This window comes from Labrys miyagiensis (assembly GCF_030160835.1).
In the GTDB taxonomy this organism is placed as follows: Bacteria; Pseudomonadota; Alphaproteobacteria; order Rhizobiales; family Labraceae; genus Labrys; species Labrys miyagiensis.
Genome location: NZ_BSPC01000063.1, coordinates 32,534 through 52,564 on the forward strand (window position 1 = coordinate 32,534; position 20,031 = coordinate 52,564).

A 20,031-nucleotide genomic window follows, 5' to 3' on the forward strand; every position below is an offset into this window, starting at 1 on the left:
ACGCAGCACCAAACGGCCCTATGACTCGGCCTTGAAGTCACAAACCCCTCCTTGATACTCACCACTGCTTCTGGACGTATGCTCTTGGCTTTGCGCTCAATTCACTATGCCGCCGAAGCAAGCCCTGCCGGGAAGATCTGCTCAGCGGGAACCATGATTGCTCATAGCGTCAGGTCGGCGGTTTGCCGTCCACGACGAAACCGGCCTGATGTGCCAGCGTGTAGAGATTGCGGTAGCCCATGGTGGCATAGGTGAGTGGATGGGCCTTGGCGGGATCTTGTTCCGCCTCCACCACCAGCCAGCCCCTGTAGCCGTGCCTGGCCAGGATGCCGAGCAGGCTCGCGTAGTCGATCGCCCCGTCGCCGGGCACGGTGAAGATGCCCTCCATCACGGCACCCATGAAACTCATGTCGCTGGCGCGTGCCCTGGCAAGGATATCCGGCCGCACATCCTTGCAATGCACATGCACCACTCGGCCGATATGCCTTTCGAGCAGGGCCTTGGGATCGCCGCCGGAAAAGGCGCAATGGCCGGTATCGTAGAGCAGGCCGACGGCTTCGCCGGTGCGGGCCATCAACTCGTCGATCTCGCCATCGGTCTCAACGATCGTGCCCATATGGTGATGGAAGGCGAGGCGGACACCGAAATCCGCCATGCGCTCGGCCAGCCTGCTGATCTTGCGCCCGTAATCCGGCCACTCCTCAGGCGCTAGGGCCGGCCTTTGCGAGATCGGGTCGAAGATGGCGCCATGCCGTCCGCGCGAGGTATCGGCATAGACGACATGCTTGGCCCCGAGATCGCGTAGCAATGTGAGGTGCGGCAGGATGGCGTCGAACTCCTCCTCGATCTCCTTTTCGAGGATGCGGCCGTCATACCAGCCCGAGACCAGGTCGAGCCCATAGCCGGCGAGGATGGGTCCGAGCACCTCGCTCTGGCGCGGGAATTTGCCGCCGAGCTCGGTGCCCTGATAACCGGCCTGCTGGGTCTCGCGCAGGCAGGTCTCCAGCGGGGTGTCGCCACCCAGCGCCGGGTCATCGTCATTGGTCCAGGTGATGGGGTTGATGCCGATCTTGACGGTCATGCGTTCATCCTTTGCGGGACAGGCAGCGTCTCGGGCTCATGGATCCACTGGCCACTCGCGCCGGAATCGAGGATCGCCTCGCAGATCCGGCTGATGCGGGCGGCCTCGGCGAGATCCGGATAGGCGTTCCGGCCGACGGCGATGGCCTCGATGAACAATTTGAGCTCGATCGTCTTGAGGTCGTTGAAGCCGAGCCCGTGTCCCGGCGCCGGCAGGAAGGCGCCATAATCGGGATGGCTGGGGTCGATGAGCAGGCGCCGGAACCCCGAACCGCTCTTGTCGTCGAGATAGAGGCCGATCTCGTTCATGCGCTCGGCCTCGAAGCGCAAGGCACCGCGTTCGCCGATCAGCTCGAAGGTGAGATCCATCTTGCGGCCGAGCGCCACGCGGCTGGTCTCGATCACGCCCGGCGTGCCACCCGCAAAACGCAGCAAGGCGGCAGCGAAGTCCTCGTTCTCCACCGCCCGCATCGGCGTGGCGGGATCCTGCGTCGGCCGCTGCGGATGCATGATCGCGCTGGTGCCCACGAGCGCCTCCACCGGCCCAAGCAGGAAACGCGCCACCGAAATGATATGGCAGCCCAGATCCCCGAGCGCGCCGCAGCGCCCGGCCGTCGCAGCCGAGAGGCGCCAGCTGAAGGAGGCTTCCGCAGAAGCGAGATAATCCTCGAAATGCCGGCCGTAGAAATGGAGCGGCCGCCCGATCACCCCCTGCTCGACGAGGTTGCGGGCATGGCGCACGAGCGGCGAGCGCAAATAGGTGAAGCCGACCGCGTTGACAATCCCCTTCGCTGCAGCCTCATCGGCGAGGGCCTGCGCCTCCGCGCTCGACAAGCCCACCGGTTTCTCGCACAGGAAGGGCTTGCCCTGCGCAATGGCACGCCGCGCGATCTGTGCATGGCCATTGCTCGGCACCGCGATGATGATGGCGTCGGCTTTGTCGACCGCTTCCCGCCAATCGGTTGTCGCCTGGGCAAACGCCAGCGACTCAGCGGTGCTTTTCAGCCGCTCTGGATCGGCGTCGGCGAGGATGTGGGCTTTAGCGGCGAGCGGACAATCCTTGAATACAGCGTTGACGGCCCGAACCGCGAGACCGTGTGAGCGGCCTATGAATCCGGCACCAATCAAACCAATGCGCACTCGACCCTTCATGGGATCATCCGCCTGTTATTTAGGAAAATTCTATCCCTTGTTGTATCCTCCGCTAGAGCCAGTTTCTGAGAAAATGAAGGAACCAGTTTCTTGGTTCTGTTCCGGAGCACTCGCGATGCAACAGACCTTTCCGCTGGACGCACTTGACTTGGATCGGTCGAAGCAGGAGCCGTTGCATCGCCAGCTTTATCAAGCCTTGCGAGGCCTGATTCAGGGCGGTAGCCTCCCCGCAGGGGCCAAGCTTCCCTCAACCAGATCCCTGGCCGCCGATCTCGCCGTGGCGCGCAACATGGTCATTGCCGTCTATGACCAGCTCGTTACAGAGGGCTATCTTCAGAATAGGCCGGGAGCACGACCGGTGGTCGTGGACTTACCGCTCAGACCTGCCCCTCCCCAGCAGCGACAGCTGTACGTTCGGGGGTGCGGCTTGTCGCGGCGCGGCGAGGCGATGATGTCTCAGCCCTTCCATCACGGCTTGCCGGGCCAGATTGCCTTTCATCCGGGCATGCCCGATGCACGCAGCTTTCCCTTCGGTGCCTGGAGCCGACTGCTGGCGCGGCGTACCAACTTTGCTGGCGCCAGCTTGTTCGGCACGTACAATGTCACCGGCCATCCCGCCCTGCGCGAGGCTCTCGCCGCCTATCTGCGTACCGCGCGGGGCGTGCGCTGCGATGCCGACCAGATCGTCATCACCACCGGCGCGCAAGCCGCATTCGATCTTCTGGCCCGCTTGCTGATCGATCCAGGGGATGAGGTTTGGATGGAGGAGCCGGGTTATCTGGGCGCACAGTCGGCTCTCGTTGCCGCCGGCGCAAAGCTAGTATCTCTGCCGGTAGGGCTTGACGGCTGGCAGTTGGAACGTCCTCCGACTTCTGCCCGGTTGATCTATGTTACGCCAGCCTGCCAGTATCCGCTCGGTGTGACCATGCGCATGGAGCAGCGCCTGCGCCTGCTCGAAATCGCCGAACAGAGCAAGGCCTGGGTGATCGAGGACGATTTCGATGGCGAATACCGCTTCCAGGGCCGCCCGATTCCGGCCATGCAGGGTACGGACCACTCGGGCCGTGTGATCTATGTCGGCACGTTTGCCAAGATCCTGTTTCCGGCTCTGCGTCTCGGCTTCATGGTGCTGCCTTCCGCCCTTTATCGACGTATCCCGCATGCCCTCAGCATTACCGGGCAATTCGCGCCGCTCCTGCTGCAAGCTGCCTTGGCCGACTTCATTACCGAAGGCCTGATGTCTCGCCACCTCAAGCGCATGCGCCGCATCTATGCAGCGCGGCTGCAAGGCTTCCACGAACTGTGTGCGTCGCAACTATCAAACCGTCTTACGCTCCTGAATGGCGACGCCGGCATCCAGATTGTCGGGCTGTTGCAGGACGGCTTCGATGATCGGCTCGTCACCCAGGCCGCACAGGATTTGGGGCTTAACCTGCTACCGCTGTCGAAGCATTACCGCCATGGCTCGCCCCGCCATGGCCTGGTCCTGGGCTATGCGGCCTGCGACAAGCCAGAGACGCAACTAGGCATCGAGCACCTTAGCCGGGCTCTCGACATTTCGCTTAGGCTCCGAAAGAATGAACGGCACGATCCCGCCTGATGGTCCGCGCCAATGGTCGGAGACGATCAAATGGCAGGTGTTCCTCCTGACAGTGAGGCACCGCCAGTCTCTGTCTTACGCGGTAGACCGATGACAGGAAACGGCACGGGTCTGTCGTGCGAGCATCGATTCCACTGACTGGATTCGCATAAGACAGTTATGGCCGGCCCGTACTCGCCCATTCCGGCTCGGCACGGGCATGTGCGCCCGTACCGACTATCAGACTCGGCTGACGGATCTCGACTATTTGCGTCGACGAGTCGATCTTCGCCCCTGTCCAAGTCCCATCGTCTTGGCGAGTTCGGAACGCTGCTTGGCATAGTTAGGTGCGACCATGGGATAATCGGCTGGAAGGCCCCATCTCGCTCGGTAGTCCTCGGGCGTCATGCCATAGCTGCTCGACAAATGCCGCTTCAATGATTTGTATTTCTTGCCGTCCTCGAGAGAAATGAGGAAGTCGGGCGTTACCGACTTCTTGATCGGCACAGCGGGAATTGGCTTGGCCGCCTCAACTTCCTGGGAGAATTCTCCCTTCTCAATGCGTGCCAGCGCTGCATGTACCTCTGCAATGAGCCGCGGAAGATCGGCAGAGGAAACAGAATTATTTGCGACATACGCCGCAACGACATCGGCGGCAATTCTGGTTAGATCCGCGTTCGTTGATAGATCCTGTTCCATTCTATAGTGTTCTCCGGTAGATATTTAGCTCCATAGCTCTCTATTTTATGCGCCAACGGGGTAGTGAAGTTCAAGTTATCAATCGTTATAGAATCATAGTGCTTTGGGGTTAAGTGGACGATGGACCGCCCCAAGATGACGATGCGAGGGTTACGGACAACCCGCCAACGACCCCCTGCGGTCACACTTTCAATACGAACCCGAGGACTTCAGCACGGCTGGCACGGTCTTGGCGATGATCGAGAGATCGCGCCAGAAGCTCCACTCCCGGACATAGCGCACATCGAGGGCCACGCGGTCGTGATAGGAGGTGTCGTTGCGGCCGCTGATCTGCCACAGGCCCGTCAGGCCGGGGCGGACGCGCTTGTAGTCCTCGATATGCAGGCCGTAGCGCACGATCTCGTCCCGCACGATCGGCCGCGGGCCGACCAGGCTCATGTCGCCGAGGATGATGTTGATGAGCTGGGGCAGCTCGTCCACGCTCGACTTGCGCAGGAACCCGCCGATCGGCGTGATGCGCGGATCGTTCTTGAGCTTGTGGGTCTCCTCCCACTCCTGCCGGGCGGCTTCATTGTCCCGCAGATGAGAGCGCAGGACGAGATCGGCGTTGACGACCATGCTGCGGAACTTGAGACAGGGAAAGCTCTTGCCGCCCAGGCCCACGCGGTTGTGGCGGATGAAGAGAGGGCGGCCCTGGAGGATAAGCAGAGCCCCCGCCATGGCGGCGATCAAAGGCAGCAGGAAGATCAGGGCAGCCGAGGACACCGCGACGTCGAATCCGCGCTTGCTGAGTTGCGCGACCTTGCGGGAAACGATCGTCCTGATCTCGACACGGCCGGAGCTTGCGTTCCGGGTACCAGCAATACCGGCGTCAGAATTCACGCCAACAGTTTCAGTTGCCACCTTCGTATCCTCTACGGAGAGTTGTTTTGCGACCTTACTCGACGAATTTTACAGCGGGCTTGTAAATATAAATATCGAATATGATCTTTATACTATCTACGCGACCCGAACCCATCCAACAGTTCATATATGTTACGTATAACAATGTCTGAAATGTAGGCTTTGGCGATGTGACTTAGTTTTGTCTTCCGCCGATCATGAGCAGTGTAATACACGAGCGGGTTGGACTGGTCGTTAGCATCTCGTCCTAAGTCTTAACTGATGGTACAAAAACAATTGTGAAATGCAGCAGAAGGACTCAAACCAGCCATTTGCCCGTTCGCCCGGCGATGGGATAGGCGTAACGCGCGCAAATGATACCGTCGCGCTGATGATTGACCCACCAACGCAAGAGAGGCTGTCATCCTCCACAATGACACGGGCGCGTCTTGCGGAGATCATCACCCACGTTTTGGGCCAAGAAAGAATTGGATGCGCTACGGCCCGCTATGGCCGAGGGCAAGAGCGCTCGCGGAGGTGGGATTCGTTGAACGGGAGTACGGTGAACTGGTCGGCGCAGATTGTGACTCGGCAACATGCAGCAGTTGGCGAGGGGCGTGCGAGATGCCCATTATGTATAGATTCGCAACGGACGTCCTGGGATGGAGGGAAATTCTCGCGTGCCTAGACCCCGACAGTGCGAGAGAAGCTGGAACCCAGGCGCAATATCCTATTTAGCCCTAAAGCGAATATGGCTTGAGTTTAACCGAGGCAGTCAGCCAAAATGATCGGACCAGCAATGGCCTGCTGATATTCTTGTTTCGTAGGGGTGTGGAATGCCTACCGGTACCGTGAAGTGGTTCAATTCGACCAAGGGCTTCGGTTTCATACAACCCGACAGTGGTGGTGGTGACGTGTTCGTTCATATCAGCGCCGTCGAGCGAGCTGGTCTGCGCGATTTGCGGGAAGGCCAGAAGATTTCGTACGAGCTTGTGGCCGACCGGCGGACAGGCAAATCGTCAGCAGACAATCTCAAGCCGAGCTGAGAGTAAGACAGCTGGCGGTAAAGCCAGGCCCCATGGCGAGCAGGGCAGAGCGGGGTGGCAGGCCCGCTTTGATCGCCTGTTCGAGCACGAAAAGCACCGTGGGCGCGGACATGTTGCCATGGCTGGCCAGGATCGCACGTTCATGGTCGAGCGTGCCGCTGACAAGTGCCAGGCTTTCTTCCAGTGCGATGATAACCTTCGCCCCTCCCGGATGACAGATGAAGCGATCGACGTCAGCCAGGCACAGGCCTGCCCGGGACAGGATGGCATTCACAGCAGGGCCTACATGGCGCTGAGCGAAGGGCGGGATCGCTCTGTCAAATATGACACCAAGTCCTTGAGGGTCGATCTTCCAGCCCATGATATCGAGCGTCCCTGGCCATAGATGCTCTCCGCTGGCTTCGAATTCCGCGATCTCCCCTTCGCGACGGCCTTCGCTCTGACGCAATACACAGGCAGCGGCGCCATCGGCGAAAAGCGCCGATGCCACGATATTGGCCTTGGTCAATTCGTCCAGGCGGAAGGATAGCGAGCAGAGTTCCACAGCAACGAAGAGCACGACGGCGCCAGACCGCGCTTCCGCGAGCCTGCGAGCGATCGACAGGCCGGAAACGCCCCCAGCGCAGCCCAAGCCGAACAATGGGACGCGTTCAATGTCGACTCGTAATCCCAGCGCGCGGCTTACGCGGGCGTCAAGGCTCGGCGTTGCAATTCCGGTGGAACTAACCGTCACCACGCTGTCGACCTCTTCAGGCCGAACACCGGCTGAAGCCAGTGCCTTGCCGGCAACTTCGAGATAGAGAGCGCTCGCCGCTTCCAAATAGGCAACGCCGCGCTCAGGCCAGCCCTTGGGCTCAAGGTACCATTCGATGGGACGCACCAAATGGCGCTCCACGATGCCCGTCGTCTCAAAAACCTGCGCAATTCGATCAAAGCCATCAAAACGGCCCGCGAAGGCCTGGGAGGCAGCAGCGGCAGCGTCGGTCTGTCGAATGACATGGCTGGGTGTCGCGGTCGCTAAGCCCAGTAATTTTACGGATGCATCCAATATCTTGTCCTGACGCCCCCGCCTTTCACCGCGTCCGAAATGTTCGGGCTGACGAAAACACCTGAGCCGGTCCGAATATTCAGCTGGGCCTGGATTGGGACGGATTCTTCGCCTTTCGACCGTCGCGACGCTGCGGCGGTCAGTCTCGTCCGGCTGATTTAGAGGGGTCGAGGTGCCGGCCTTCCGGCATAGCCGTGGCGAAAAGCTGGCTGCGATGTCGAATAATTTCCGCTGCGAGCTGTTCTTTGTTTGACCAAGGCAAAGGAGGAACAAATGACTTTCGCGATATCCGCGCATACACGCCACCTGTCGCTTGCATTCATCTCGGCCGCTTTCATCCTTTCCGCCGGCGCATCTTTTGCGGCTGGAGGAGGCAGTGGCGGTGATAACGGCGACGCTAACAAAAAGGGCGATAAGGGCAAGCCGATAACGGATATGACCACGTGTCCGAAGGGGCAGGTGTGGAACGTCAAAAAGAAAGAGTGCACGAAGCAAAAGGCAGATGCGCTGCCCGACGACGATATGGCGAACTACGCCTGGGTACTTGCCAAGGCTGATCGCTATCAGGAAGCGCTTGACGTGCTTAATCTTCTGCACGATCCCAACACTGCCAAGGCTCTGAACTATCGCGGCTTTGCGACGCGCAAGCTGGGCCGCACAGACGAGGGGATCGGCTATTACCTCAAATCCGTTCAGCTCGACCCGCACTATGCTCAGGTTCGTGAATATCTCGGCGAAGCGTATGTCATCAAGGGTCGCGTCGATCTCGCGAAAGACCAACTCGGTACAATCAAGACCATCTGCGGCGGTACGGAATGCGAGGAGTATGAGGATCTGAGCGCGGCGATAAAGGGAGCCAGCTAGGATCTCCTTGGCATCCCGGATTGAAAATCGGCTCGCGCAGAGCGCTCAATGCGATGTTTTTTTTACGGCAACCGGTCCACGTATTATTCGCGTCGTTTCACCGGGCAAAGGCCTCGCAGAAATGAAGAGAGCCAATTCAACTTCAGCCTTTGTTTTACAGAAGATGGCAGCATGACAGCTGCCATTATTCTTTTGTTGCTGGTGACGACCGAGCGGCTAGCCGAACTGTGGTTTGCTCGCCGAAATACAGTATCACTATTGGCTCAAGGAGCTTATGAAGTCGCGCCACGCCATTATGCGCTAATCATGCTGCTGCATGCGTCTTGGCTGACTGGTCTGTGGTTGCTTGGTTGGTCCCATGCAGTGGGATTGGGCTGGTTGTTGTTCTTTCTTGCGCTCCAGTTGCTACGGGGATGGACACTCCTGACGCTTGGCCGGCGCTGGACCACACGCATCATTGTCTTGCCAGGCGCTCCGCTTGTTCGAACTGGGCCTTACAGGTTGGTGTCGCATCCAAACTATCTCGTCGTGATCGGTGAGATTGCCGTTCTGCCCCTGTGCCTCGGGCTGGGTTGGTATGCGTTGGCCTTCTCGCTGGCGAACGCCATCGTCCTGGCGGTTCGCATCCGCGCAGAGAATGCCGCTCTTATGGGATTGCGTGATGTCCAACGCGCATGAATCGGTCGCGGAAAGGACAACGCCGGCCGCTATTTGGGCCGGCTTCGCCATGATGTGCACCGGCATGTTCATGGCAATCCTGGATGTGCAGGTCGTCGCGACCTCGCTTCCAACAATTCAATCGGCTCTCGACATTGAACCCGACCAGATGAGCTGGGTGCAGACTGCCTATTTGATCGCGGAGGTTATCGCGATTCCATTGACTGGCGCCCTCACACGCGTGCTCAGCATGCGATGGCTCTTCGTCCTCGCGCTCACAGTCTTCACGATGGCGTCGATTGGATGCGCCGCCAGTTCAAGTTTTTCGATGCTGATCTGTAGTCGGGTCGTCCAGGGCTTCTCTGGGGGGACTTTGATACCCTCAGTCTTCACTGCGGTCTTCGTTCTTTTTCCTGTTCGGCATCAGGGAATTGCCACAACTCTTGCTGGTGTTCTTGCTGTCCTCGCGCCGACTGTCGGCCCCATCGTCGGAGGCTGGATCACCGAGACCTATTCCTGGCACTGGCTATTCCTCATCAATGTGCTGCCGGGAATGGTCGCAGTCCTTTTTGCCGCGATGCTGCTGCCGCGCGACCACATGCGTTTGAAGGAACTTCTCTGGCTTGATCTTGTGTCCCTCTCCCTGATGGCAGCCTCGTTGGCGGCATTGGAGATCGCGCTGAAGGAGGCGCCGCAAGACGGGTGGAGTTCCCGCCTCATACTGAGTCTGCTGACGCTTTCATTCACTTGCGCTGTGGTGTTTGTCGTTCGGACCCTCCGAGCGTCCAGGCCCGTGGTCGATCTGCGGAACTTTGCCGACCGAAACTTTACGATCGGTTGCATACTGAGCTTCGTTCTCGGAATAGGACTTTTCGGCTCGGTCTACCTCATGCCCGTGTTCCTTGCCTTCGTTCGGGACCATAACGCCCTGGAGATCGGCGTCATCATGCTGGCGACAGGTCTTACACAGTTGCTCACGGCGCCGATCGCCGTCGCCCTTGAGCAGAGGATTGGCGCACGCGTTTTGACCGCCGCAGGCTTCTGCGTATTCGCCATAGGTTTGGGGCTGAGTTCACTGCAAACACCTCAAACCGACTATGAGGGCATGTTCTGGCCCCAGATTGTTCGAGGCCTGGCAATCATGTTTTGTTTATTGCCGCCCACCCGTTTGGCTCTCGGGCGCTTGTCACCGGCTCAAGTGGCCGACGCGAGTGGATTGTTCAATTTGATGCGCAACCTGGGTGGAGCGATTGGCATCGCGTTGATTGATACCGTTATCTATCTACGATCACCCATTCATGCCGATGCTCTCACTGCAAGGCTCCAAGCCGGCGACGTACTAGCCGCGACATTTGTCGGCATACCGCTCGATCAGTTCGCGTCCCGGCCAGCTGGGCAGTTGGATCCGGATACCCAAGCCCTGCTTCAATCTCTCGTGGAGAAGGCGGCGTTGGTTCAGGCCATCAATGAAGCTTGGGCTATGATTGCGGCGTTAACCGTAGTCGCTTTGCTGTGCGTCCCTTTCGCGAAGACCTGCGAAATTCGGGCATATTGGCGTAGGAAAGCATAGAGCGTTTTGCCTTCAGATCGAATCACCAAGAACCGCATTTTGCTCCAGGGTTGTCTTTGGTCAACCGGCTATTGATCTGGGATATCGGCAAGCCGTCGATCTTCAAGATGCCGATCTTGATTGGCTGCTGATAGTGCCCATCGGCGCCCGCTGCTCGGGTTTAGGCCGACGTCGCTGCCAAAAAGCTGTGTCCCACCGCGCGGCGGTGGCGTAATGGGCAGCAAGCGCGGGGGTGTAGTCGGCAAGGCCCTGCGATGCGATCATGGCGTAGCGCGTGCGGGCGAGTTCGCCACGTCCATCGACCATGTCCGACGCGGCATAGGCGGCAAGGATGCCCGAGCGCAGCGCATGCACAATGCCGCGCGACGACAGCGGATCGGCGCAAAACAGGCTGTCACCCGCCGCGATCCAGCGCTGACCCGCGGCCGGATCGATCGTGGCCGTTCCCGCAGATTTCACCGACGTCGCGGTTTCACGCGCGCCTTGGGGCAGGAGCGGGGCGATGAACTGCGTCGCCGCCAGTGCACGGTACCAGGATTCTGGATCGCGCAGTTCGCTCCCCAGATCGGGGTCCGTCAGGCACGCCACCACCCGACATTGGTCGGGCAAGTCAGCGCTGTACCACCAGCCCTCGGGGCGCGCCTCGACAACCATTCGACAATCGCCGGGCGCGCGGTCGAAAAAGCGGGTATATGCCGCAAGGTGCCCATGCACACGGAGCTTAGCGCCGAAGGATCGCGCCAGCTTCCAACTGCGGCCGGTCGCCCAGATTACCGCGCTGGCGATGATGTCCCCATCGGCCAGTGCGAGCCGCCAGCCCTGGCCCTCACGCATCGCCGAACGCACGACGTTGCCAAGCCGTACCTGCGCGCCCGCTGCCGATGCCGCTTGCACCAGCAGCCGATCGAACCGTGCCCGGTCGAGTTGCCAGCCGGCGCCCTGTGCGGAGAATATACTGGGTAGCTCGTCGGGCGTTTCGTCCGCCCAGGCCGAAACGACCGCGCGGCTCTCTACGAAAGTCGCGGCAAGGAACGGTGCCCAGACCCCAAGCTGGCGCAGCAGGCCCTGCGCCACTGCCGGCAATATCTCGCCCGGTTTTGCTTGGTCGTGCCGCCCTGCCTCGAACAGGACCACGCTCCGCCCGGGCGCATGGCGACGCAGCGTCAGCGCCGCCGAGGCACCCGCCGGCCCGCCGCCGATGACGACGAAGTCAGCCCGCTCGCACAGCATAGAAGGACGCTACCACCCCTGCCGGGTTCGTGCTGCCTCCCTCGCCCGAATGCGGGATCGTGCGCACCACCGAGCCAACGATCGCGGGCACTTCCAGCCGGTCGGTGCTGTTGGGCCACACCGGCACGAGCCAGCCTATATAGTCGTAGATCCACTCTTCGCCGCCGACCACGCCCTTGCCCTGGAAACGGACCTGCATCGGCGACCCGTAACCGAAGCTGCCGCGCAGATCGAGCGACCATCCCGGCCCGCCGATCGTTCCCGAAAGCTCGGTCACCGACTGCTCGGCAATGGCCAGCGTGCCTTCGCCGAACAAGAGGTCGTTGGCCGCCTTGCTGAGGTCGGGGTCGTTGTTGAAGCTGCGATAGGTCCAGTTGCCGACAAAGGGATTGGTCACGGTCATTCTCCCGAATCTTCGACGCAGATGTATTTGATCCCGGGCGAGGGCTGATCGAGCCCGCCGCCGGGATTACGGATGATGAAGCCGAGCTTCGACCATTCGGTCACCATCTTGAGGTCGCCGGCGAGCGTCTGCGGAATGCCGCGCGCCCAGTTGCGGAACTGAAAATCCTTGCCGACGGGGTAGTAGACCTGCATTGGCCGATGTGCCGGCCACCACAGGGTCTCCCAGACACGCCGCTCACGGTCCATGAGCGTGTTGCCGACGCTGTCGGGATAAAGAACGTTCCATTCCTCGTAGGTGACGTCGATCGTCTGGGTGGAGCATTCGTTGAAATCAGCCTGCCATGGCAGCCCGCTGAGCTTGGTCAGGTCGCCAGGCTGCAATCCCACGTCAAGATCGCTGTCGAGCGACAGTGGGTCGGAGGCATAGGCGATGTAGCCTTCCTCGCTGACGCCTGCTCCCCATCGGTTGAAGTTCTCCTGCGCCGCGGTCAGGGCAAAGCTGTACCATTCAGGGTCGGCTTTGATCCGATAGGGCTCGCGCCAGATCGCCGGGTTGCGGATGATCCACGTCACTTCACCGCCGGGACAGAAAGCACCGCCGAGCCCGTTCGACAGCACACCCTGGTCGAGACCGCGTCCGCCCGGCACGTTCCAGTCCTTGTAGGGCTGCCACGGATCGATCGCCGGGGCAAAGCCCGCATCCACCTCGTCGATGAAGATGCCAGCCGCCCACTGCCGCAACAGGAACAGCTGCGTGTCGGTCAGCCGCAGGAACTTGCTCACCGTCTTGTTGGTGATCGGGTTGTCGCCCGCCAGCAGCGGCATCAGCGGCAGGTGATAGGTGCGTGTCGCCGGATTGGCGTCGAGACGGAACAGGTTCTCTTCGCCAGGCTTCCTCAGCAAATCAAACAGGTACTGGCGCGCCGAGCGGCCGGGATCGGTCGTGGCGTCCTTGGCCGCCGCGGTGAGTGCGCGATCCAGCAACTGACCCGAACGATATTCGAACGCCAGCCGGCGCAGCGCGGCCTCGATCGGCTCGTCCGGATCGGTGGTCCGGTCCGGTTCGCGCGGCTCCTGCCGCGACGAGGATCGGGCCAGCGTCAGCATTCGCCTCGGCGGTGGCGCAGCGGCCGCGGCGATGTGCTCGATCACGCCGGTGACAGCGGCGTCGAAGGCGCTGCGCGCGCCGGCATAGGCAGGATCGGGCACCGTGTCGTTGTCGCCAAATATCTTTTGCCAGCGTGCGGCATAGGTGCGTGGTGTCTCACCATCCTCAGGCGGGCAAACAGCGGCGGTGAAAGCCGCAGCCGCCGCCCTCAGAGTGGCGGCGACATCGCCAACCAGGGCATCTTTCGCCGCGCCCGGCGCCTGCGTTGAGTCGAGCAGCATCAGGCTCGGTTCAACCGCTGCCTCGAGCAGGCGCCCGCCGACATGATCGTCTTTCGCGCGACCTTCCTTCTGCGCCAGCGCACGCGGCGCGATCCGTGGCGGGATGCACAGGCGATAGGGATCGAACGTGCCCCGGCTCGACTGGTTGTGCGGAAAGTTCGACTGCTGGAGGATGTTGGTGAAATAGGAGAATTCGTCAGCGCGGAAAATGATCGGCCAGATGTCGCGCCAGAACCACGGGCGATAGGCAGGGTTCCACTCCACGGGTCCCGCTTTCCAGTGCAGCAATGCAGCCGTATCGGTGGGATCGATCTTTTGCGGCGCGTCAAACGTTCCGGCGGTGCCGTACATGTCGGTGCGGTAGGCAAATTCACGGATCGACATGTCCTCGACCACGTCCTCCAGCGTGATCATATCGAGCACCTCCGGCGCATAGCGGGGATAGCCGACCAGCACCCAGGCGGGATATTCGACATCGATGTAGCGCAACGCCTTGACGCGCTCCTCCATCATCACCAGCCGCGCCATTACCGGCCCATCCGAGATGTCGTCGAACCAGCCATCGGAGTTGGCATAGGTCTCGATGCGCGGATGGCCGAAGCCGCTAAGGAACGAGCCGCTGTTGCCATGCCCGCCAAGCACGAGCAGCCGTCCGCTGTCGTCCGTCATCATGTCGCCCAGCGTATCGATGTCGTTCGGCACCATCCCGGTCGGCGGGAAGGTGACGGCATAGGCCGGGTTGGTTTCGCGTCCGAAGCTTGCCTTGCGCCGTGCGGTGCAGTCGACGGCCTGCGGGCCGGCATCGATGATCAACTTCTGCCGTTCGACCGGATCGGCGATGCCGGCATTGCGCAACGGCGTGTCGGGGGGATAGCCCGCTTCGCCACGCAGCCCGTCGAAGGTGAACCATGCCGCCTTCTTGTTGGCGAGTTGAACACGCCACTGGATATCGACCAGCTTGCCGCGATTGCCGCCGCCTTCGACATGGTCGCCGATCTTGAGCGGGATGCCTTCAGGGTTGGCCTCGTCATAGACGAAGATCTGGAAACGCGCGGCCTGGCGCTTGATACGACCCTTGCTGTCCTTGAAGTGCTTGATCGGTGCGTCGCCCTTGGCGGCATTGCCGCTGGCGTCGCATTCGATCGGCAACTGTGCCGGCTTTTCCGGCGAGATGCAGAAGCCCTCGGGGCTGTCGCCGAGCCGGGCGATGCCGACAGCCGGATGGATGCGATAGGTTGTTGGGTCGGCCATCTGATTTCCCCCTGCGCCTGCGCCGGCCGCGTCTTCTGGTTCAGTCGAGAAAGTTGAGAGAGACCCCGTCGAGCCGGAGCAACTCACGGTCTTCCTCGTAGGAGGCGCCGATTACCACCAGGCTCACCGTGAGGCTGGTGGCGCCTGCCGCGATCAACCGGCGTGCCGCGCGCGTCACGTCGATGCGGTGGTTGCGCGGCGTGTTCATGCTGCGCTCGCGCAGATCGAACTTGCGGTTCTCCGCCGGCGGAATTTCGCAATGTCCGGGCCCGCCGTAACATTCGCCATGGCCGAAGATCGCTGCGTAGCCGGCATAGCCTGCTACGTTGAGTGGCGTGCTGGCATCGGCATCCGGCGTGTTGAGAAACACGCGGATGAAACAGGAGCGCGGCAACTGAGGCACCCGGTGCAGCCGCACTTCGGCTGAGCGGAAGCTCTTCGTCGCTTTGGGCACCACGATCGGTGCCGAGACGAAGCGGCCGACCGGATTGGTCAGGCCGACCGGCATGAGGCATCCGCCACGAACATACTCGTAGCCGAAGCGGTTCATGTCGAGCGTATCGCGCACCGCGTAGCTCCACGGCGTCAGCGCGGAATCGAGGTCGGCCGGCAGCCCGTCGGGATGGTCCTGCTGCCAGCGCCACCAGAGCCGGTCGATGTTGGCGTGCACCGGCCAGAAGATCGGGTCGTAGGAGGCGGTGAGATTCGAGAACATGTCCCCGAATTGCGGCTCGGAGTAGAGATCGTCGCGCTGATGGAACTTGCGGCCGGCCACGCGCACCGCGCTGTTGCGGTCGGCGGGAGCGTCGGTCTTGAACGCGGGATTCATGCCTCCGGTCCAGATATGCATGGTATTGTGCGGGTTCTGGTCCAGGAAACCAAAGCTGTCGACATAAAGGCTGCCGCCGCCGAAATCACGGAACGTGCGCAGCGAAAGGATCTCGTCGATGTCTTCCTTTGCCGGGTAATGGTAGTGGATGACGGTGTCGATCGTGCCTTTGCCGAACTGCCCGGAATAGCGCAGCGGGTACCACAGCGAATTGGCCTCGAGTAGCGCGTCGATCAGCCTTTTGCGGTTCTCGCCCTCCACATAAGCCTTGCCGCATGCCTTGCTGACCGCGTCGTAGATTTGCGTCGGATTGGCCCACAACTGGCCGATTAGCGTGTCTATCTTGGCAGGGAAACCGTGATCGCGCAGGAAACGCGCCGAGGCCTCGGTAAGAAAACCCTTGAAGGCATCGGGAAGGATCGCGCCGTTGGCTGGATCCTCGGGCTTGTAGCGCTCAGCCGGGAAATCCCACCACGGCATGGTCACATCTGGGCAGAAGTCCTGCAGCGCCAGCTCGAATTCATAGAGATACACGCGATGCCATGGCAGGAAGCGCTCCCAGCCATGCTGGCAGTGGTTCTGGTGGATCAGGGCCAGATTGTTATAGCTGCGTTTGTCGCCAACCCATTTGTTGAGCTTGTAGAGCTCGCGAAATGCATGCCGCAGCCGCTCTTTCTGTGGCTCGCCAAGCACATCGACATCCATGCGCTGGCGCAACTCGCCCTTGGCATAGCGCCACGCCGCCGGATCGGATGCCGGGCCGAAGACGGGACCGGGGAGCCCTTTGACCTCGACGCGGGCCTCGGTCGCCACACTGACTTCGCCGGCGAGCGCAATCGACCCGACCAGTTCTCCGGGACAGCCTTCTTCGATCCAGGTTTCGATCCGATCGATGTCCTCGTCGGCGACCGGCGAACCACCCCAGGGCAGGCGGGGGAACTGCTTGCCGTCGAACGGCGGCAGTCCGCGCAGCCCTCGGATCAGCGACGAGCGGGCGCCACGCCCCTTGGCATCGCTGTTGCCACAACACGTGGTCGAGACCGGCGCGATCAGCGGCGTTCCGTGCAATTGGAGCGCCAGAAATTCCGGCAGCGTCAGCCCCGTCAGGCCGCCGGGTCCCTCGTTGCCGCCCGCCGCGGCGAGGATCGCCTGGACGTCTCCCCAGGTGAACGGGGCGGCAGGCTTTGGCTGCGCCTCATTTTTGGCCATCTTGGGCCCCCATCGGCATCTGCATCGCAGTCTGCGGGGTTGTGTCGCCCACCTGGTCAGGCAGCACCACGGCAACATTCTGCATCATGCCCTGGTCCTCGTGGTCCAGGATGTGGCAGTGAAGCACGTATTCGCCGATGTAGCGCTCATAGCGGGTACGTATCTTGACCGTGTAGATACCAGAGAACCCAGCGGGTAGACTTTGCGGGATCAGGCTCTTGATCCACAGCGTATCTTTCCACACGCCTTTGAGCCCTTGATATTGCGGGTCGTAAGGCGCACCGCCAGCATCGTCTATCGCGCCTGGGGCGCTGACATCCTTGCCATTGGGGTCCGTGATCGAGACGATCTGGAAGGGATTGACGTGAATGTGAAATGGGTGGCTCACGAAATGCGACTGGAGCGTCCATTCCTGCGCTTTCCCGAGAGGCAGATAGCGGTCAATGCGCGTAGGGTCGTAAGGCTTCGCGTCCGCCGTATTGAGCGTATTGGCGACCTCGAACTTGGTGTTGGGCGTCGTCGTGTCGATGAAGAAGGTCAGTTCCTGCGTGCCATTGCCCTTCACCTCATCGTCGGTGATATCGGGATGCGGCGTAAAGCTTGTCAATTTCATCCCGGCCTGCAGGTCGGCTACCACCGTCGGTTTGACGTCCGCGGGCATATTGGCCTCGGCCAACGCGATCAGCTTGCGGTTGATATAGGCCTCCACGTTGTCAACGGGCGTTCCTGGCGCCACGTCGACCAACGCCAGCAGTTGCGGTCCCACATCGAGGCCGCTCACTGTACCCGCTTTGGGTGCCGATGAGTCGATCACGCAATAACGTCCGGCCTCTGGAAACACCACCAGCGCGTCATACCGATAGCCAGGCTGAAAGGTCGCAAGTTTGGTCGGCTGCGCTGCCGCCATCGTCAGTCCATCGGCTGCGATCAGCGAATAGGGTACAGGCGTGGTGCTGCACGTATCCTTGATGAAGGCCGCGGTCGTGTCGGGATTGACGAGCGTCTTCACGCCTGCCTTCGGCTTTCCGTCAAGAACCTTGAAAAATTGCAGGCTTATTGTATCTCGCACGCCGGCATGGATCATGCGCCAGCGCTCGACCTGGCCCTGCGTCGCCTTGAGAGGTTCGTTGGGATTGAACACCTTGCCATTGAGGGAGGTGTAGCGCCCCGATGCGGGCCAGGTGCCCGGCCCGAACTGGTCATAGCCCTCGATGCCCCCGACGTCGCCCGGGTCGCAAAGATAACGGCCGTTGATATCCTGTTTGATCGGGCCAAGCTCTCCCGGCTTTGCCGAGGGAGCGCGGCAGGCATACTGGATTTGCTGCATCACCAGTACTCGCTCGGGGATGGCTGACGTGGGGATCAGCGTATCGATATCGCCATGGGCATTGGGGGTTGGAAAGCGGTTGCCGCGGATGATCAGCGCTCCAGCCATGCCGCTCGACACCTGCAGTGCGGTCGAGCCGTGTCGATGGGTGTGATACCAGAACGTCCCGGAAGGATGGTCGGACGGGATGTTGTATTCGTAGGTGAACTGCGTCTGCGGGTTGATCGTCAGCAGCACGTTGTCGCTGTTGCCCGATGGACTGACCCACAGCCCATGGGTGTGCAGATTGGTGCCGTTGAAGCAGTGGGGGATATCAGGCATCTGGCCGGGCATACAGCCAGGGTCGCCGGGCTGCGGCCCTGCCGGCAACTGATTGTCGAGGGTGATACGCACCGTGTCGCCCGGCGTTGCCTCAATCGTTGGAGAAACATAGGGAGCGCTGGGATCGACACCCTTACCGGTGTAGCCACGCAGATGAACCTTGTCGTACCCGCCCGTGGACGGGTTGTAGATCTGGTTGTCGATATAGTCGATCTTGAGATCGAGCAGTCGGTCGCCGCGCACCGGCGCGGTGTTGCCAGGCAGTGGCGCGGCGGGGGCGAGCCCCGTCAGGGCAGGCTTGGCAATCGGCGCGCGTTCGTCCTGCAATACCGGCGGATTGAGGATCTCGGCCGCTGCGGGCAATGCCGCCATTGCCCCCAGGCTGCCACCGAAAACAGCCGCGAAAAACCGCGCACGCACCATCGATCCGCCATGCGACATGGGGGGCCCTCCGCTTTGACTCTAGATTGTGCTCTAAAAGGATAGTGCGCTCGATCCGAAATCATGTCCAGATTGATAAACTGAAAATGCCAAAAAAATTACTTCACCAACACTGTAAGAGTGCATTTATGTCCAAATTTATACGACTCTTGGCATCTCGGGCTAATTTCGTTATATTTATAACAAGTTTACATGCGATCAGCGATCGACCTATCAAAGCATTGATCTATGCATAAACACAGTTGTCTACAGGAGCCGCACATAACCATTTCGACATCGCCGAGACTGGGCGAGATGGCTCTGCTCTGAAGCGCGTGGCAATGCGTCAGCGCGCCGATGTCACAGCGACACCAATGTCACCGTAGGAGCGGTAACCCGGGCCTTCGGGATATCAGTCACGACGGAGCCGCTGCCGAAATAGTAGACGAACAGCAAAGAGCTCCCCCAGTTGAAATCATATGAATAGCTGTTGCCGCTGGTCGTCGCATAGTAGCCGGCGGGAGCCGGTGTGGCGTAGCCGGGTCCAGTATTGCCATACTGCGAATTCAATGCGATCGCATAGGCATTGTTGCCGTGGGCGTCCTGCGGGCCGCCGATAAACGCGAACAGGCAAAGACCGCCCGAGTTCGCCTGGAAACCGAGCTGCATGAAGCTCGGCACGGTGGTCGCCTTCAGCGTGGTGTAGAGCGTGACCGGAACTGCGTCCCCCGTGGTCGGCAAGGACTGCGGTGGCGAACCCAAACCTGGTCCAAAGGCTGCAATCCAGATCGGCGTGTTGGTGTTCGCACTGATGTTGGCGAGGTTCAGATTATTGGCCTGCCAATTGTTGATCAAGATGGTCGGCTGCAAGGCCAATGCCGGGGCAAGCAGGAACTGCGGCTGGCTGCTGCCGCTCGTCAAGGCCAGCTTGCCGGCATTGTTCATCTCGGAGATGTTCTGGAAGGCCAGGATCATCGATCCATTGGACGTCTGCGACATTGCCGCGCTCTGCCGCGCGGCAAGCGTCATCGGGGAGCCATTCCAGTTGATCGTCGCCAAGGGTTGGCCCAGAC

16 protein-coding genes are annotated in these 20,031 nt (G+C 61.0%); 5 read left to right on the forward strand and 11 right to left on the reverse strand.

Annotation, left to right across the window (positions count from 1 at the left end; translation table 11 throughout):
- Nucleotides 1-169: 169 nt before the first annotated feature.
- Together iolE and QQL24_RS26900 are read right to left on the reverse strand one after the other, a co-directional pair.
- A complete protein-coding gene (iolE, locus tag QQL24_RS26895; protein WP_284315375.1) occupies nt 170-1,081 on the reverse strand; it encodes a myo-inosose-2 dehydratase in 912 nt (303 codons plus the stop codon).
- A complete protein-coding gene (locus tag QQL24_RS26900; protein ID WP_284315376.1) occupies nt 1,078-2,232 on the reverse strand; it encodes a Gfo/Idh/MocA family protein in 1,155 nt (384 codons plus the stop codon). The genes iolE and QQL24_RS26900 overlap by 4 nt, the downstream gene beginning before the upstream one ends.
- 73 nt (nt 2,233-2,305) lie before the next feature.
- On the opposite strand from QQL24_RS26900, the gene mocR reads away from it, so the two are divergent.
- Complete coding sequence (gene mocR, locus QQL24_RS26905; protein ID WP_284315377.1) at nt 2,306-3,832, forward strand: rhizopine catabolism transcriptional regulator MocR; 1,527 nt, start codon at nt 2,306-2,308, stop codon at nt 3,830-3,832.
- Nucleotides 3,833-4,075: 243 nt separating this feature from the next.
- On the opposite strand, the gene QQL24_RS26910 is transcribed toward mocR, so the two are convergent.
- Nucleotides 4,076-4,510: a Ros/MucR family transcriptional regulator gene (locus QQL24_RS26910; RefSeq protein ID WP_284315378.1), complete on the reverse strand. Its 435-nt coding sequence runs from the start codon at nt 4,508-4,510 to the stop codon at nt 4,076-4,078.
- Between the two features lie 189 nt (nt 4,511-4,699).
- Nucleotides 4,700-5,413 (reverse strand): sugar transferase, encoded by a 714-nt coding sequence (locus QQL24_RS26915; protein ID WP_284315379.1) that lies wholly within the window; start codon nt 5,411-5,413, stop codon nt 4,700-4,702.
- A gap of 815 nt (nt 5,414-6,228) precedes the next feature.
- On the opposite strand from QQL24_RS26915, the gene QQL24_RS26920 reads away from it, so the two are divergent.
- A complete protein-coding gene (locus QQL24_RS26920; protein WP_284315380.1) occupies nt 6,229-6,438 on the forward strand; it encodes a cold-shock protein in 210 nt (69 codons plus the stop codon).
- Here QQL24_RS26920 and QQL24_RS26925 read toward each other — a convergent pair.
- Entirely contained in the window at nt 6,425-7,486 is a 1,062-nt protein-coding gene (locus QQL24_RS26925) for a type III polyketide synthase (RefSeq protein ID WP_284315381.1), read from the reverse strand. The genes QQL24_RS26920 and QQL24_RS26925 overlap by 14 nt on opposite strands.
- Nucleotides 7,487-7,759: 273 nt before the next feature.
- On the opposite strand from QQL24_RS26925, the gene QQL24_RS26930 reads away from it, so the two are divergent.
- The 3 genes from QQL24_RS26930 (at nt 7,760) to QQL24_RS26940 (ending at nt 10,577) form a co-directional block, all read left to right on the forward strand.
- A complete protein-coding gene (locus QQL24_RS26930; protein WP_284315382.1) occupies nt 7,760-8,350 on the forward strand; it encodes a tetratricopeptide repeat protein in 591 nt (196 codons plus the stop codon).
- A 171-nt stretch (nt 8,351-8,521) separates the two neighbouring features.
- A complete protein-coding gene (locus QQL24_RS26935; RefSeq protein ID WP_284315383.1) occupies nt 8,522-9,028 on the forward strand; it encodes an isoprenylcysteine carboxyl methyltransferase family protein in 507 nt (168 codons plus the stop codon).
- Nucleotides 9,012-10,577 (forward strand): DHA2 family efflux MFS transporter permease subunit, encoded by a 1,566-nt coding sequence (locus tag QQL24_RS26940; RefSeq protein WP_284315384.1) that lies wholly within the window; start codon nt 9,012-9,014, stop codon nt 10,575-10,577. Before QQL24_RS26935 ends, QQL24_RS26940 begins: the two co-directional genes overlap by 17 nt.
- Nucleotides 10,578-10,679: 102 nt before the next feature.
- Here the strand turns inward: QQL24_RS26940 and QQL24_RS26945 are convergent, their stop codons facing one another.
- The 6 genes from QQL24_RS26945 to QQL24_RS26970 all read right to left on the reverse strand — a co-directional run bounded on the left by QQL24_RS26945 (nt 10,680) and on the right by QQL24_RS26970 (nt 20,017).
- Entirely contained in the window at nt 10,680-11,807 is a 1,128-nt protein-coding gene (locus QQL24_RS26945; protein ID WP_284315385.1) for an NAD(P)/FAD-dependent oxidoreductase, read from the reverse strand.
- Complete coding sequence (locus QQL24_RS26950) at nt 11,788-12,204, reverse strand: hypothetical protein (protein ID WP_284315386.1); 417 nt, start codon at nt 12,202-12,204, stop codon at nt 11,788-11,790. The genes QQL24_RS26945 and QQL24_RS26950 overlap by 20 nt, the downstream gene beginning before the upstream one ends.
- A gap of 2 nt (nt 12,205-12,206) precedes the next feature.
- Complete coding sequence (locus QQL24_RS26955) at nt 12,207-14,852, reverse strand: LodA/GoxA family CTQ-dependent oxidase (protein WP_284315387.1); 2,646 nt, start codon at nt 14,850-14,852, stop codon at nt 12,207-12,209.
- Nucleotides 14,853-14,892: 40 nt separating this feature from the next.
- The gene (locus QQL24_RS26960; protein ID WP_284315388.1) at nt 14,893-16,968 is read right to left on the reverse strand and encodes a tyrosinase family protein; all 2,076 of its coding nucleotides are present in this window, start codon (nt 16,966-16,968) and stop codon (nt 14,893-14,895) included.
- Nucleotides 16,877-18,979 (reverse strand): multicopper oxidase family protein, encoded by a 2,103-nt coding sequence (locus QQL24_RS26965; protein ID WP_284315389.1) that lies wholly within the window; start codon nt 18,977-18,979, stop codon nt 16,877-16,879. The genes QQL24_RS26960 and QQL24_RS26965 overlap by 92 nt, the downstream gene beginning before the upstream one ends.
- Nucleotides 18,980-19,318: 339 nt before the next feature.
- Nucleotides 19,319-20,017 (reverse strand): hypothetical protein, encoded by a 699-nt coding sequence (locus QQL24_RS26970; RefSeq protein ID WP_284315390.1) that lies wholly within the window; start codon nt 20,015-20,017, stop codon nt 19,319-19,321.
- Between the last annotated feature and the right edge of the window lie 14 nt (nt 20,018-20,031).

What these genes read in the sequence shown, in the direction of transcription:
- iolE (WP_284315375.1), bottom strand. Translation starts at nt 1,081, where the DNA reads ATGACCGTCAAGATCGGCATCAACCCCATCACCTGGACCAATGACGAT.
- QQL24_RS26900 (WP_284315376.1), bottom strand. Translation starts at nt 2,232, where the DNA reads ATGAAGGGTCGAGTGCGCATTGGTTTGATTGGTGCCGGATTCATAGGC.
- mocR (WP_284315377.1), top strand. Translation starts at nt 2,306, where the DNA reads ATGAAGGAACCAGTTTCTTGGTTCTGTTCCGGAGCACTCGCGATGCAA.
- QQL24_RS26910 (WP_284315378.1), bottom strand. Translation starts at nt 4,510, where the DNA reads ATGGAACAGGATCTATCAACGAACGCGGATCTAACCAGAATTGCCGCC.
- QQL24_RS26920 (WP_284315380.1), top strand. Translation starts at nt 6,229, where the DNA reads ATGCCTACCGGTACCGTGAAGTGGTTCAATTCGACCAAGGGCTTCGGT.
- QQL24_RS26930 (WP_284315382.1), top strand. Translation starts at nt 7,760, where the DNA reads ATGACTTTCGCGATATCCGCGCATACACGCCACCTGTCGCTTGCATTC.
- QQL24_RS26935 (WP_284315383.1), top strand. Translation starts at nt 8,522, where the DNA reads ATGACAGCTGCCATTATTCTTTTGTTGCTGGTGACGACCGAGCGGCTA.
- QQL24_RS26940 (WP_284315384.1), top strand. Translation starts at nt 9,012, where the DNA reads ATGTCCAACGCGCATGAATCGGTCGCGGAAAGGACAACGCCGGCCGCT.
- QQL24_RS26945 (WP_284315385.1), bottom strand. Translation starts at nt 11,807, where the DNA reads ATGCTGTGCGAGCGGGCTGACTTCGTCGTCATCGGCGGCGGGCCGGCG.
- QQL24_RS26955 (WP_284315387.1), bottom strand. Translation starts at nt 14,852, where the DNA reads ATGGCCGACCCAACAACCTATCGCATCCATCCGGCTGTCGGCATCGCC.
- QQL24_RS26960 (WP_284315388.1), bottom strand. Translation starts at nt 16,968, where the DNA reads ATGTTGCCGTGGTGCTGCCTGACCAGGTGGGCGACACAACCCCGCAGA.
- QQL24_RS26965 (WP_284315389.1), bottom strand. Translation starts at nt 18,979, where the DNA reads ATGTCGCATGGCGGATCGATGGTGCGTGCGCGGTTTTTCGCGGCTGTT.